General features: G+C 71.9%; 11 protein-coding genes. 7 read left to right on the forward strand and 4 right to left on the reverse strand.

Translation table 11 applies throughout. From position 1 onward, the window contains the following. The 3 genes from ACFVXK_RS05165 to nirD form a co-directional block, all read left to right on the forward strand. A partial coding sequence (locus ACFVXK_RS05165) for an FAD-dependent oxidoreductase (RefSeq protein ID WP_389610154.1) occupies positions 1–767 on the forward strand: 767 nt, incomplete at its 5' end. A 1-nt stretch (position 768) separates the two neighbouring features. After that, positions 769–3,294: a nitrite reductase large subunit NirB gene (gene nirB / locus ACFVXK_RS05170; RefSeq protein WP_389610155.1), complete on the forward strand. Its 2,526-nt coding sequence runs from the start codon at positions 769–771 to the stop codon at positions 3,292–3,294. Beyond that, entirely contained in the window at positions 3,291–3,623 is a 333-nt protein-coding gene (gene nirD, locus ACFVXK_RS05175) for a nitrite reductase small subunit NirD (protein ID WP_389610156.1), read from the forward strand. Before nirB ends, nirD begins: the two co-directional genes overlap by 4 nt. 9 nt (positions 3,624–3,632) lie before the next feature. Here nirD and ACFVXK_RS05180 read toward each other — a convergent pair whose 3' ends face one another. The 4 genes from ACFVXK_RS05180 to dusB form a co-directional block, all read right to left on the reverse strand. Next, entirely contained in the window at positions 3,633–4,040 is a 408-nt protein-coding gene (locus ACFVXK_RS05180; protein ID WP_389610157.1) for a VOC family protein, read from the reverse strand. A 202-nt stretch (positions 4,041–4,242) separates the two neighbouring features. Next, positions 4,243–5,271, reverse strand: a complete 1,029-nt coding sequence (locus ACFVXK_RS05185; RefSeq protein ID WP_389610158.1) for an ArsR/SmtB family transcription factor — start codon at positions 5,269–5,271, stop codon at positions 4,243–4,245. A gap of 410 nt (positions 5,272–5,681) precedes the next feature. Further along, complete coding sequence (gene ppdK / locus ACFVXK_RS05190) at positions 5,682–8,390, reverse strand: pyruvate, phosphate dikinase (RefSeq protein WP_389610159.1); 2,709 nt, start codon at positions 8,388–8,390, stop codon at positions 5,682–5,684. Positions 8,391–8,756: 366 nt separating this feature from the next. After that, on the reverse strand, positions 8,757–9,899 hold the full coding sequence (gene dusB, locus ACFVXK_RS05195) for a tRNA dihydrouridine synthase DusB (RefSeq protein ID WP_389610160.1): 1,143 nt from the start codon (positions 9,897–9,899) through the stop codon (positions 8,757–8,759). Positions 9,900–9,950: 51 nt separating this feature from the next. On the opposite strand from dusB, the gene ACFVXK_RS05200 reads away from it, so the two are divergent. From ACFVXK_RS05200 to ACFVXK_RS05215, 4 genes are all read left to right on the forward strand, one after another. Continuing rightward, positions 9,951–11,501, forward strand: a complete 1,551-nt coding sequence (locus ACFVXK_RS05200) for an MFS transporter (RefSeq protein ID WP_389610161.1) — start codon at positions 9,951–9,953, stop codon at positions 11,499–11,501. Positions 11,502–11,608: 107 nt separating this feature from the next. Next, positions 11,609–12,682 (forward strand): aldo/keto reductase, encoded by a 1,074-nt coding sequence (locus tag ACFVXK_RS05205; RefSeq protein ID WP_389610162.1) that lies wholly within the window; start codon positions 11,609–11,611, stop codon positions 12,680–12,682. A gap of 21 nt (positions 12,683–12,703) precedes the next feature. Continuing rightward, the gene (locus tag ACFVXK_RS05210; protein ID WP_389610163.1) at positions 12,704–13,297 is read left to right on the forward strand and encodes a TetR family transcriptional regulator; all 594 of its coding nucleotides are present in this window, start codon (positions 12,704–12,706) and stop codon (positions 13,295–13,297) included. Positions 13,298–13,442: 145 nt separating this feature from the next. After that, on the forward strand, positions 13,443–14,203 hold a 761-nt coding region (locus tag ACFVXK_RS05215; protein ID WP_389610164.1), incomplete at its 3' end, for a VC0807 family protein.

Raw genomic sequence — 14,203 nt, forward strand, 5'->3', positions numbered from 1 at the left:
CCGGTGCGCTCGTACCCGGCGCGGGCGACGGGCCGCGGGCCGGCGCCGAGGCGAGCCGGGATCCGGCCCCGCCGGCGTTCGAGGCGCTGGGGCGCGGGGGCGGCGCCCCAGCCGACGGCGCCCCAGCCGACGGCGCCGCACCCGGCCACGGCCCGCAGCCGCGCCGGCAGCCCCCCGCCCCGCCCGGCCGGGGCCCCCGCGTCACCGGGGTCGAGCTCGCCGACGGCTACCGCCTCGACGCCGACCTCGTCGTCCTCGCCTGCGGCGTCCGCCCCCGCACGGGACTGGCCCGGGCGGCCGGCCTGGAGGTCCGCAAGGGCGTCGTCGTCGACGACCGGCTGCGCACCAGCGACCCGTACGTCCACGCCATCGGCGACTGCGCCGAGCACGCCGGCCGGCTCTACGGACTGGCCGGCCCGGCCCTGGAGCAGGCCGACGCCCTCGCCGCCACCCTCTCCGGCTCCCCCACCGACTACACCGGCACCCGCGCCCTGACCCGGCTCACCCTCGGCGGCGCCGACCGCCCCCTCGACCTGGCCGCCTTCGGCGACCCCACCCCGCTCCCCGGCGACGACGTGGTCCGCCTCGCCGACGCCACCCGCCGCACCTACCGCAAGGTCGTCCTGCGCGGCGACCGGCTCGTCGGCGGGGTCCTGCTCGGCGAACTCTCCACCGTGGGGGCCCTGGCCCGCACCTGGGAGGGCGACGAGTCCCTGGACGCACCGCACGACACGTTCCACCTGCTCACCGACGACGGAGGCCACTGACATGACCGAGCCCCAGCCCGCGATCGTGCTCATCGGGCACGGCATGGTCGGCCAGCGCTACCTGGAGGCGCTCGCCGAACGCGGGGCCACCGCCACGCACCGGGTGACCGTGCTCTGCGAGGAGCCCCGGCCCGCCTACGACCGGGTGCACCTCACCTCGTACTTCTCCGGCACCAGCCCCGAGGAGCTCTCCCTCACCCCGGCCGGCTTCATGGCGGAGCACGGCATCGACCTGCACCTGGGCGACCCCGCCGAGTCCGTCGACCGGGAGGCCCGTACGGTCACCTCCCGCTCCGGGCGCGTCTTCCCGTACGACGTGCTGGTCCTGGCGACCGGCAGCTACCCGTTCGTCCCGCCCGTCCCCGGCAAGGACGCCCGCGGCTGCTTCGTCTACCGCACCGTCGAGGACCTCCTCGCCATCGAGGAGTACGCGAAGGACCGCACGACCGGAGCCGTCGTCGGCGGCGGCCTGCTCGGGCTGGAGGCGGCCGGCGCCCTGCAGGGCCTCGGACTGGCCACGCACATCGTGGAGTTCGCTCCCCGGCTGATGCCCGTCCAGGTGGACGAGGGCGGCGGCGCGGCCCTGCTGCGCACGATCGAGGACATGGGCCTGACCGTGCACACGGGCGTCGGCACCCAGGCGGTGCTGACCGGCGAGGACGGCTCGGTCACCGGGATGAGCCTGTCGGACGGCTCGTCCCTCGACACCGGGCTCGTCGTCTTCTCCGCCGGGGTCCGCCCCCGCGACCAGCTCGCCCGGGACTGCGGCCTGGCCGTCGGCGAGCGCGGCGGGATCTCCGTCGACGCCCGCTGCCGCACCTCCGACCCCCGCGTGTACGCGATCGGCGAGTGCGCGCAAGCCGTGGACGGCCGGGTCTACGGCCTGGTCGGGCCCGGCTACGAGATGGCCGAGACCGCCGCCGAGGACCTGCTGGGCCGCGAACGGGAGTTCACCGGCGCCGACCTGTCCACCAAGCTGAAGCTGCTCGGCGTGGACGTGGCCTCCTTCGGCGACGCGCACGGCACGGCCGAGGGCAGCCTGGACGTGGTCTGGTCCGACTCCCGCTCCGGGATCTACAAGAAGCTCGTCGTGTCCGCCGACGGCGTCCTGCTCGGCGGGGTCCTGGTCGGCGACGCCGACGCCTACGGGACGCTGCGCCCGCTCACCGGCAGCGTCCCGCCGGTCGCCCCCGAGCAGCTGGTGCTGCCCGCCGGGCTCGGCCCCGCCCCGCAGCTGGGCCCGGCCGCGCTGCCCGACACCGCGGTGATCTGCTCCTGCCACAACGTCACCAAGGGGGCCATCACCGCCTGCTCCACCCTGGCCGAGGTCAAGAAGTGCACCAAGGCCGGGACGGGCTGCGGCGGCTGCGTCAAGGTGATCGGGCAGCTGCTGCCGCCCGCCGCCGACCCGGGGCTGTGCGGCTGCTTCGCGCACACCCGGGCGGAGCTGTACGAGATCGTCCGCACCCGCCGCCTCGCCTCGTTCCGGGAGCTCCTGGACGGGCACGGCCGGCCTGCGGCCCGGGGCGGCGAGGGCTGCGAGGTCTGCAAGCCCGCCGTCGGTTCGATCATCGCCTCGCTCGCCCCGGCCGTGGGCGCGAGCGGCTACGTCCTCGACGGGGAGCAGGCGGCCCTCCAGGACACCAACGACCACTTCCTGGCGAACCTCCAGCGCAACGGCTCGTACTCGGTCGTGCCGCGCATCCCGGGCGGCGAGATCACCCCGGAGAAGCTGATCGTGATCGGCGAGGTGGCCCGCGACTTCGGCCTCTACACGAAGATCACCGGAGGCCAGCGCATCGACCTGTTCGGCGCGAGCGTGGACCAGTTGCCGCGGATCTGGGCCCGGCTGGTCGACGCCGGCTTCGAGTCCGGGCACGCCTACGGCAAGGCCCTGCGCACGGTGAAGTCCTGCGTGGGGCAGACCTGGTGCCGCTACGGGGTCCAGGACAGCGTGCGGATGGCCATCGACCTGGAGCTGCGCTACCGGGGCCTGCGCGCCCCGCACAAGCTGAAGTCGGCGGTATCCGGCTGCACCCGCGAGTGCGCGGAGGCGCAGAGCAAGGACTTCGGGGTCATCGCGACGGCCAACGGCTGGAACCTCTACGTCGGCGGCAACGGCGGGGCCGTCCCGCGCCACGCCGACCTCCTCGCGCAGGACCTCTCCGACGCCGAACTGGTGCGGCTCATCGACCGGTTCCTGATGTTCTACATCCGCACCGCCGACCGGCTGGAGCGCACCTCCACCTGGCTGGAGCGGCTGGAGGGGGGCCTGGACCACCTGCGCGACGTGGTGGTCCACGACTCGCTCGGGCTGTGCGCGGAGCTGGAGTCGCTGATGGCCGAGCACGTGGCGCACTACCGCGACGAGTGGGCCGAGACTCTCCAGGACCCGGACCGGCTGCGGCGGTTCGTGTCCTTCGTGAACGCGCCCGGCGCGCCCGACCCGACCGTGCGGTTCGTCCCCGAACGTGACCAGGTCAAGCCCGACCTGGCCGTCCTGACCATAGGAGGTCCGGTCCGATGACCGTGGAACTGCGGGTGGCAGAAGGCTGGCTGACGGTGTGCGAGCTGTCCTCGCTCGTCCCCGGGCGCGGGGTGGCGGCCCTGCTCCCGGACGGGAGCCAGGCGGCGGTGTTCGTCGACCGCGCGGGGCGCCCGTACGCGATCGGCAACCAGGACCCCTTCACCGGCGCGCAGGTGCTCTCGCGCGGGCTGGTGGGCTGGTCGGCGGGGCGGGCGTTCGTGGCTTCGCCGCTGCTCAAGCAGCGCTTCGACCTGGAGTCGGGGCGCTGTCTGGACGACGAGGAGGTGGCGGTCCGGACCTACCCGGTGCGGACCGCCGCGACCTCGTGAGGCGGAGGGTCAGCCCTGGACGACGGACGGGTCCATCCACATGATCTCCCAGGTGTGGCCGTCGAGGTCGTCGAAGGCCCGGCCGTACATGACGCCGTGGTCCTGGGCGGGGCGGGGCTCGGTGGCCCCGGCCGCCAGGGCCCCGTCGACCAGCTCGTCCACCGCGTCCCGGCTCTCGGCGCTCAGGCACAGCAGCACCTGGGAGGTGGTCCGGGCGTCCGCGATGGCCTTGTGGGTGAAGTCCTTGTAGCGGCCGTGGGTCAGGAACATCGCGACGATGGTGTCGGTGATGGGCATGGAGGCGCAGTTCTCGTCGGTGAACTGGGCGTTGAAGGAGTAGCCCAGCTTGCCCCAGAACGCCTTGGTGGCCTCCAGGTCGCTGACGGGCAGGTTGACGAAGATCATGGTGGAGGACATCCCGGTGTCTCTTCTCTCTGGGGCGGGCCGCGCGGCGCGCGTGCTCCGTTCGTCGCTGTCGAGGGGTAGACCGGGGGCGCCGCCGGAACTCATCGCCGGACGCGAGATTTTTTCGAATTTTCTTGGCCGGGCGTGAAAGCGCAGGTCAGGGCCGGTGCCTGGGCGGCGGCCGGAGGGGTCGCCGCCCAGGTGAACCGATCCTTCAGGAGACCACCGCGCCGCCCTTGAGGAGGGCCGCGCCCAGCGGGGTCACCGTGTGCAGGACCGCGTTGCCGTGGCGCAGGGTGGTCACCAGGCCCGCCTCGCGCATCACGCAGGCGTGCTGGCTCGCCGAGGCCAGGGAGACCCCGGCGCGGCGGGCCAGTTCGCTGGTGGTGGCCCCGTCCCCGATGGCCCGCAGCACCACCGAGCGGGTGTGGCCCACCAGCTTGCCCAGGGTGCGCTGGCGCTGCTCCTCGGCGGGCCGGGCGGCCTCCCCGCCGGCTCCGGCGCCGGCCAGCTGGGCGGCGGCCGGGTAGACCAGCACGGGCGGCAGCTGCGGGTCGTGGAGGGTCACCGCGGTGCGCCGGCAGAAGAACGACGGCTGGAGCAGCAGCCCGCGCCCCCGCAGCCGTACGTCCCGGTCCACCGGGTACTCGCACTCCAGCACCGGCGCCCGCCAGCGCAGCATCGGCGGCAGCGAGGCCAGCAGCTCGTCCGCGCCCCCGTCGAGGAGGGCGCGGCCGCGTGCGGCCCGCTCGGCCTCGATCTGGGCCTGGATGTGGGTCCAGTACGGTTCCACGGCCGCGCGGTGGTAGCCGCGCAGCTCGCCCAGCAGCCGGGGCAGGTACTTGGTGCCGCCGTCCATGAACTCCCGCAGCCGGGTCGGCGGCGGGGTCCCGAAGGCCGCGCCGAAGCCCGCGGCGGCGCCCGCGCCCACGAGGGAGAGCTCGTGGCGCAGCCGGTCCGCGGGGAGCCCGCGCAGGGCGTCGAGGCCGACGTCCCACCCGTACTGGCCCTCGGAGGGGGTCAGGAAATCGGGGAAATAGCCGCGAGCCGGTATGAGCGCGCTCAGCAGCCTTGTTTCACCATTCAACCGGCTCCGGGCTTCCGTACGCCATTCGCCGAACAGCCGGGCGTCACGCCGGTCTCTTAAGCGATGAAAACTAAGAATCGTTTCCCACAACGCATCGGGACGCCCTGCCATCCGTACGCGTGCCAGGTCCACTCCAGTGAAATGGATACGCAGCACCGAACCCCCACCTGTGCAACCGCAATCCCCCCGCCCCATGAGTATGCACGCCGTCACACGTGGTCACCACGCCCTTTCGGCCACAGTTGAAACCCCTTTCGGCGGGGGCGTGACAAGCGAAATCCTGTACTCCGCCAGGCACACTCCGGCGCGACCGAAACGCTCCGTGAAGGCCGTGGGGGGCTTTGCGGGGCCTGGCGGTCGGTCGCACCGGGAAGCGCCGACGTGCCTGGCGGATAGGCGGCAGGCGGCGGACGGGTGGGGATCCGTCCGCCGCCTGGCGCCGTAATGACTTCGTTGAATATTTCGCGAAACCCGGCCGGGTGAGGCCCAGGGGTCTTCCGCTTAGTGGGAAGCGCCCGCCCCCGGCAGTCAGGGAACCGGGGGCGGGCGCTGTCAGGGGGCCGGGCTCAGCGGCTGTCGGAGCCCTTGGCCTCGGCGGCGGCACGGCCGGCCTCCAGGCGCGCCACCGGGATCCGGAAGGGCGAGCAGGAGACGTAGTCGAGGCCGACCTCGTGGAAGAAGTGCACCGACTCGGGGTCGCCGCCGTGCTCGCCGCAGACGCCGAGCTTGAGGTCGGGGCGGGTGGCCCGGCCCTGCTGGACCGCGTGGCGCACGAGGGAGCCGACGCCGTCCTTGTCGATGGTCTCGAAGGGCGACACCCCGAAGATGCCCTTCTCCAGGTAGGCGGTGAAGAAGCTGGCCTCGACGTCGTCGCGGGAGAAGCCCCACACCGTCTGGGTCAGGTCGTTCGTGCCGAAGGAGAAGAACTGCGCGGCCTCGGCGATCTGGGCGGCGGTCAGCGCGGCGCGCGGCAGCTCGATCATCGTGCCGACGCTGAGCTTGAGGCTGGTGCCGGTGGCGGCCTCGACCTCGGCGATGATCCCGTCCGCCTCCTCGCGGACGATCTCCAGCTCCTGGACGGTGCCGACGAGCGGGACCATGATCTCGGCGCGCGGGTCGCCCTTGGCGTTCTTGCGCTCGGCGGCGGCCTCGGCGATCGCCCGGACCTGCATGGCGAACAGGCCGGGGATGACCAGGCCGAGGCGGACGCCGCGCAGACCCAGCATCGGGTTCTGCTCGTGCAGCTTGTGCACGGCCTGGAGCAGGCGCAGGTCGTTCTCGTTGGCGTCCTGGCGGGACTCGGCGAGGGCGACGCGCACCGAGAGCTCGGTGATGTCGGGCAGGAACTCGTGCAGCGGCGGGTCGAGGAGGCGGACGGTGACGGGCAGGCCGTCCATCGCCTCGAACAGCTCGACGAAGTCCTTCTTCTGCAGCGGCAGGAGGGCACTGAGTGCCTCCTCGCGCTCGGAGTCGGTGTCCGCGAGGATCAGGCGCTCGACCATCTCGCGGCGCTCGCCGAGGAACATGTGCTCGGTGCGGCACAGGCCGATGCCCTGGGCGCCGAAGCGGCGGGCGCGCAGCGCGTCCTCGGCGTTGTCGGCGTTGGCGCGCACCCGCAGGCGGCGGACGCGGTCGGCGTAGGCCATGATCCGGTGCACGGCGCCGACCAGCTCGTCGGCGTCGTCGGCGCCGGCGTGCATGCGGCCCTCGAAGTACTCGACGACCGGGGACGGTACGACGGGTACCTCGCCGAGGTAGACCTTGCCGGTGGAGCCGTCGATGGAGACGACGTCGCCCTCTTCGATGACCGTCCCGCCGACCGTCATCCGGCGGCGCTTGGTGTCGACGTCGAGGTCCTCGGCGCCGCAGACGCAGGTCTTGCCCATGCCGCGGGCGACGACGGCGGCGTGCGAGGTCTTGCCGCCGCGCGAGGTCAGGATGCCCTCGGAGGCGATCATGCCGTCCAGGTCGTCGGGGTTGGTCTCGCGGCGGATCAGGATGACCTTCTCGCCGGAGCGGGACCACTTGACGGCCGTGTAGGAGTCGAAGACGGCCTTGCCGACCGCCGCGCCCGGGGAGGCGGCGATGCCGCGGCCCAGGAGGGTGGTCTTGGCGGACTCGTCGAAGCGCGGGAACATCAGCTGCGCCAGCTGGTGGCCGGTGACGCGCTGGAGGGCCTCGGCCTCGCTGATCAGGCCCTGGTCCACGAGCTGGGTGGCGATGCGGAAGGCGGCGCCGGCGGTGCGCTTGCCGACGCGGGTCTGGAGCATCCACAGCTGGCCGCGCTCGATGGTGAACTCGATGTCGCAGAGATCCTTGTAGTGGGTCTCCAGCTTCGTCATGATCGCCATGAGCTGGTCGTACGAGGCCTTGTCGATGGCCTCCAGGTCCGCGAGCGGCACGGTGTTGCGGATGCCCGCGACGACGTCCTCGCCCTGCGCGTTCTGCAGGTAGTCGCCGTAGACGCCGGCGTGGCCGCTGGCGGGGTCGCGGGTGAAGGCGACGCCGGTGCCCGAGTCGGGGCCGAGGTTGCCGAAGACCATGGAGCAGATGTTGACGGCGGTGCCCAGGTCGCCGGGGATGCGCTCCTGGCGGCGGTAGAGCTTGGCGCGGTCGGTGTTCCAGGAGTTGAAGACGGCCTCGACGGCGAGGTCGAGCTGCTCGCGGGCGTCCTGCGGGAACTCGCGGCCGGCCTCCTTCGCGACGATCTTCTTGAAGGCCTTGACCAGCTTCTTGAGGTCGGCGGCGTCGAGGTCGGTGTCGACGGTGACCTTCTTGGCGGCCTTGGCCTCGTCGAGGGCGTCCTCGAAGAGTTCGCCCTCGACGCCGAGGACGGTCTTGCCGAACATCTGGATCAGGCGGCGGTACGAGTCCCAGGCGAAGCGCTCGTTGTCGGCCTGGGCGGCGAGGCCGACCACGGACTCGTCGGAGAGGCCGATGTTGAGGACCGTGTCCATCATGCCGGGCATGGAGAACTTGGCGCCGGAGCGCACGGAGACCAGGAGCGGGTCGTCCGACTGGCCGAGCTTCTTGCCCATCTTCGTCTCGAGGGTGGCGAGGTGCGCGCTGACCTCGTCACGCAGCTCGGCCGGGGCCGAACCGCTCTCGAGGTAGACCTTGCAGGCCTCGGTGGTGATGGTGAAGCCGGGAGGGACCGGGAGACCGAGGTTGGTCATCTCGGCGAGGTTGGCCCCCTTGCCGCCGAGAAGGTCCTTGAGGTCCCGGTTGCCCTCGGTGAAGTCGTAGACGAACTTCTGATCTTTGTTTTCCGACACGGGTCTCGACTCCTCGAGGACTCGGGTGGCTGCCCTGACGGCCAGGAACATACCCAGATCGAAGGCTTATCGGTACGTCCACTTGGCGGTCATGGGGCCGTAACCACCCGTGCGCCACCGTATCGAAAGTAACCGGTCGGTAATGAGAAGCTACGAACAGCGTTCAGATCCCGAAGGGTGAGGTGCCTGAAACCGCTTGATCGCGCTCGGATGAGCGATCATCGATACATTTGCGTTCAACTCTTGAACGAACAAAGGGTGGCACCCAGTGCCACCCTTTGGAAGTCTTACCCGTGACTTACGCGCTCATCTGAGCGAAACCTCTCCCATGCGTGGCGTATATCACGCACGCCGGAGGGCGATTTGTCAGCCTCCGGACGTGTCCAGCTCCGCTTCCTCGCTCACACCGGCACAGTCGTACGGATCCTTCAGCCAGCCGTCCGGCAGGACAACCCGGTTGTTTCCGGACGTCCGGCCGCGCGGGCCGTCCGCACTCTCGGGCCAGGCCTGGTCCAGGTCGAGCTCGCTCAGATGAGCGTCCAGTTCGGCCAGGGAGGAGACGACCGCCATCTTCCCGCGCATCTCCGAGCCCACCGCGAACCCCTTGAGGTACCAGGCGACGTGCTTACGGAAGTCGATCACCCCGCGCGCCTCGTCCCCGATCCACTCCCCCAGCAGCTGCGCGTGGCGCAGCATGGCGGCCTTGACCTCGCGCAGCGTGGGCTTGTGGAAGTCCTCCGGGCGGCCCTCGAAGGCGGCGACCAGGTCGTTGAACAGCCAGGGGCGGCCCAGGCAGCCGCGCCCCACGACCACGCCGTCGCAGCCGGTCTCGCGGACCATGCGCAGGGCGTCCTCGGCGCACCAGATGTCGCCGTTGCCGAGCACCGGGATCTCCGGCACGTGCTCCTTGAGGCGGGCGATGGCCTCCCAGTCGGCGGTGCCGCCGTAGTGCTGGGCGGTGGTGCGGCCGTGCAGGGCGATGGCGGTGACCCCCTCCTCGACGGCGATCCGGCCTGCGTCGAGGTAGGTGAGGTGGTCGTCGTCGATGCCCTTGCGCATCTTCATGGTCACCGGCAGGTCGCCGGCGCCCGCCACGGCCTCGCGGAGGATGGCGCGCAGCAGGTGGCGCTTGTAGGGGAGCGCGGAGCCGCCGCCCTTACGGGTGACCTTGGGGACGGGGCAGCCGAAGTTGAGGTCGATGTGGTCGGCGCGGTCCTCCTCGACGATCATGCGGACCGCCTTGCCGACCGTCACGGGGTCCACCCCGTACAGCTGAATCGACCGCGGCTTTTCGCTCTCGTCGAAGTGGATCAGCTGCATGGTCTTCTCGTTGCGCTCGACCAGGGCGCGGGTCGTGATCATCTCGCTCACGAACAGCCCCTTGCCGCCCGAGAACTCGCGGCAGAGGGTCCGGAAGGGGGCGTTGGTGATGCCGGCCATCGGCGCGAGCACGACCGGGGGCTGCACGGTGTGCGGGCCGATCACGAGGGGGGCGGGAAGCGTGGTCATCCCCCCATTGTCCCGCAGCACCGTTCCTTACTTATTCGTACGATCGGCGGTATGCATCACATGAGTGGCGTGGATCAAGGGAGCCGTCGGCACCGCCTGCTCGTCCTGGGCATCTGCTGCATGAGCCTGCTGATCGTCAGCCTGGACAACACCGTCCTGAACGTGGCCCTGCCGGCGATGCGCCGCGAGTTCGACGCGTCGGTCTCGGGGATGCAGTGGACCATCGACGCCTACACCCTGGTCATCGCCTCGCTGCTGATCCTGGCCGGGTCGACGGCGGACCGGGTCGGGCGGCGGAAGGTCTTCGCCGTGGGACTGGTGCTGTTCACCGCGGGGTCGGTGCTGTGCTCCCTGGCGCCCGGCCTGCACTGGCTGATCGCCTTCCGGATGGTCCAGGCCGTCGGCGGGGCCATGCTCAACCCCGTCGCCATGTCGATCATCACCAACACCTTCACCGATCCGAAGGAGCGCGCCCGCGCCATCGGCGTCTGGGGCGCGGTGGTCGGCATCTCGATGGCCGCCGGTCCGCTGATCGGCGGGCTGCTGGTGGACTCGGTGGGGTGGCGGTCGATCTTCTGGGTCAACCTGCCGGTCGGACTGGTCGCCCTGGCGCTGACCCTGCGGTTCGTGCCGGAGTCCCGCTCCGAGCGGCCGCGGCGGGCGGACCCGGTGGGGCAGCTGCTCGTCGTGGTGCTGCTGGGCGGGGTGACGTACGCGATCATCGAGGCGCCGTCCGAGGGCTGGAGCTCGCCGCCGATCCTGGCGTGCGCGCTGGGTGCGGCGGCCGCGCTGGGCGGGCTGCTGTTCTACGAGTCCCGGCGCCGGGACCCGCTGATCGACCCCCGGTTCTTCCGCAGCGCCCCCTTCAGCGGGGCGACCGTGATCGCCGTGAGCACCTTCGCCTCGCTCTCCGGATTCCTCTTCCTGACCACCCTCTACCTCCAGGAGGTGCGGGGGCTGAGCGCGCTGGACGCGGGGCTGCACATGCTGCCGATGGCCGCGATGGCCTTCCTGTGCGCGCCGGTCTCGGGGCGGCTGGTGGCCAGCCACGGGCCGCGGCCCTCGCTGCTGGTGTCGGGGGTGGCCATGGGCGCGAGCGGGCTGCTGTTCGCGGCGTTCTCGGCGGAGGCCTCCACGCCGCTGATGTTCACCGGTTACGTCCTCTTCGGCATCGGCTTCGGCCTGGTCAACGCCCCGATCACCAACACGGCGCTGTCCGGGATGCCGCGCTCCCAGGCGGGGGTGGCGGCCGCCATCGCCTCCACCAGCCGGCAGACCGGCGGGGCGCTGGGCGTGGCGGTCATCGGGGCGGTGCTGGCGGCCGGGACCTCGGGCGGCGCGGACTTCGCGACGGCGACCCGGCCCGCGTGGTGGATCATCACGGGCTGCGCGTTCCTGGTGCTGGTCGTGGGGGCGGTCACCACCGGCCCGTGGGCGCATGCCACCGCGCTGCGGACCGCGCGGGAGCTGGAGCCGTCGGCGTCCGCCCCGGCCTCCCCCTCTTCCCCGCCCTCTCCCCCTCCCCCGGCGTCGGGTCAGGCCCCGGGTCCGCGGATGGACGGCGGGCTGCCCCCGGCCCCGGGGCCGGCTCCGGCGGGCTGACCGCCGGGCCCGGGGGTCGTTCTTTCCTGGTGCGCCCTTCCGTACCTCACTCAGCCCATCGAGTGACAGATATTGAAATCTGTCAGCCGTCATGCCATTCTTGTTCCATGACCACGAACGAGAACACCTCCGCGTCCGTCCCCGCAGCCGCCCCCGCCGCCGTCCGTCTCGGCGCCACCGGCCCGTCCGTCTTCCCGCTGGGCCTGGGCTGCATGGGCATGTCCGCGCTCTACGGCGAGGCCGACCGGGCCGAGTCCCTCGCCACGATCCACGCCTTCCTGGAAGCGGCGCCCGAGGGCATGGACACGCTCCTGGACACCGGCGACTTCTACGGCATGGGCCACAACGAGCTGCTGATCAACGAAGCCCTGCGCACGGCCCCGGCCGCCGCCCGCGAGCGGGCGCTGACCAGCGTCAAGTTCGGCGCCCTGCGGACCGTCGAGGGCGGATTCACCGGGTACGACGGGCGGCCCGAGGCCGTGAAGAACTTCCTGGCCTACTCGCTCCAGCGGCTCGGCCGGGACCACATCGACGTCTACCGGATCGCCCGCGTCGACCCCGACGTCCCGATCGAGGAGACCGTCGGCGCCATCGCCGAGGCCGTGCAGGCGGGGCACGTGCGGCACATCGGCCTCTCCGAGGTCGGCGCGGACACCCTGCGCCGGGCCGCGGCGGTGGCCCCGATCTCGGACCTCCAGATCGAGTACTCGCTGATCTCCCGCGGCATCGAGGACCGGATCCTGCCCACCGCCCGCGAGCTCGGCATAGGCGTGACGGCGTACGGCGTGCTGTCCCGCGGCCTGATCAGCGGACACTTCAGCCGGGACCGCGCCCTCGCCCCCGGCGACTTCCGCGGGATGAGCCCCCGCTTCCAGGGCGAGAACCTCGGCCGCAACCTCGACCTGGTCGAGGCCCTGCGCAAGGTCGCCGGGGAGAAGGGCGTGAGCGTCGCCCAGACAGCGATCGCCTGGGTGCTCGCCCAGGGCCCGCGGCAGGGAGTCGACATCGTGCCCCTGGTGGGTGCCCGCCGCCGGGACCGGCTGGCCGAGGCCCTCGGCGCGCTGCCGGTCGAGCTCACCGACGCCGACCTGGCCGCCATCGAGGCGGCGGTGCCGGCCGGGGCCGCGTCCGGCGACCGGTATCCGGCCGCGCAGATGGCCCACCTCGACAGCGAGCACTGAGCTGGCGGTACGGTCGTACCCATGCCCTCCGCTGCTGCCGAGCCCCTGACCCCCGAGCGCATCCTCGAGACCACCGAGGAGGTGCTGCGCCGCTTCGGCCCGACCAAGGCCACCGTCGTGGACGTGGCGCGCGCCCTGGGCGTCAGCCACGGCAGCGTCTACCGGCACTTCCCCTCGAAGGCGGCGCTGCGGGAGGCCGTGACCGACCGCTGGCTCGCCAAGAGCGTGGTCATGCTGGAAGGGATCGCCTCGGCGCCGGGAGAGGCGGCCCCCTCCAAGCTGGAGTCCTGGCTGGAGGCCCTCTTCGAGGCCAAGCGCCACAAGGCGGGCGACGACCCTGAGCTGTTCGCTACGTACACGGTGCTGCTCGGCGAGAACAGCGGGGTGGTCGACACCCACCTGACGGAGCTGATCGACCAGCTGACCCGGATCATCGCAGAGGGCGTCGCCGCCGGCACCCTGGCCGCGCCCGACGTGCCGGCCGCCGCGCGCGCCGTCTTCGACGCCACCGGCCGCTTCCATGACCCGCAATACGTGGCGGATTGGCTCTCCCCCACGATCACGGCGGAGTTCGAGGCCGTCGTCGGGCTGATCATCAGGGGCCTGCGCGCCTGAACCGGGGCGGCTGCGCGCCCCGTTGTGCGGAATTGGGCGCTCCGCACGGCTTGGCGATCATTTTGAGCCGTGTCGACTTGTACATGTCACTGACAGTTCCTTACGGTCCCCTTACCGCACTACTCAGCACGTTCCAGGGGGAACCTTGTCCACGGCAGCAGTACAGCCTTCACCTCCCGCACGCTCCGGCGGAGCCGCCGCCATCGGCCTGATCCTGACGGTCGCCCTCAGCATCGTCGCGCCGATCGTCACCTACAACACGCTCGTCGACGACCACGGATGGAGCGAGGCCTCGGCCCTGCTCGTCAGTGGCGCCTGGCCGGTCCTCGACACCGCCATCATGGTGGCCTGGCGGCGCAAGCTGGACGAGTTCGCCATCGTCACCCTGGTGTTCCTGGCGATCACGGCCGCCGTCTCCCTCATCGGCGCCAACTCCACCCGGGCCCTCCTGGTCAAGGACTCCGCCGTCACGGGGCTGTTCGGGCTGCTGTGCCTGGCCACGCTGCTCGCGCCGCGTCCGCTGATGTTCTACTTCGGCCGGAAGTTCGGCACGGACGGCACCCCGGCGGGCGTCGCGTACTACAACGGCCTGTGGCAGTACGAGGGCTTCCGCAACGCCCAGCGCCGCATGACGCTGGTGTGGGGCGTGGTCTACCTGATCGAGGCGGCCGTCCGGATCGCCCTGTCGTACGTCCTGGACACCTCCACCATGGTGACCATCAGCCCCTTCATGATCTACGGCACCCTCGGCGGCCTGGCCCTGTGGACCGTCGGCTTCGTCAAGCGCACCAAGGCGGAGGGCGAGAAGCGGGCGGCCGCGGCCGCCGCCGAGCAGGCCGGGGGCACCGCGGCCGGACGGCCGCACCCGCGAAAAGACCCGTGGCCCGGGGCGCGATGCCCCACCCG

The sequence above is a fragment of the Streptomyces sp. NPDC058157 genome (assembly GCF_042884105.1).
Taxonomy (GTDB): Bacteria; Actinomycetota; Actinomycetes; order Streptomycetales; family Streptomycetaceae; genus Streptomyces.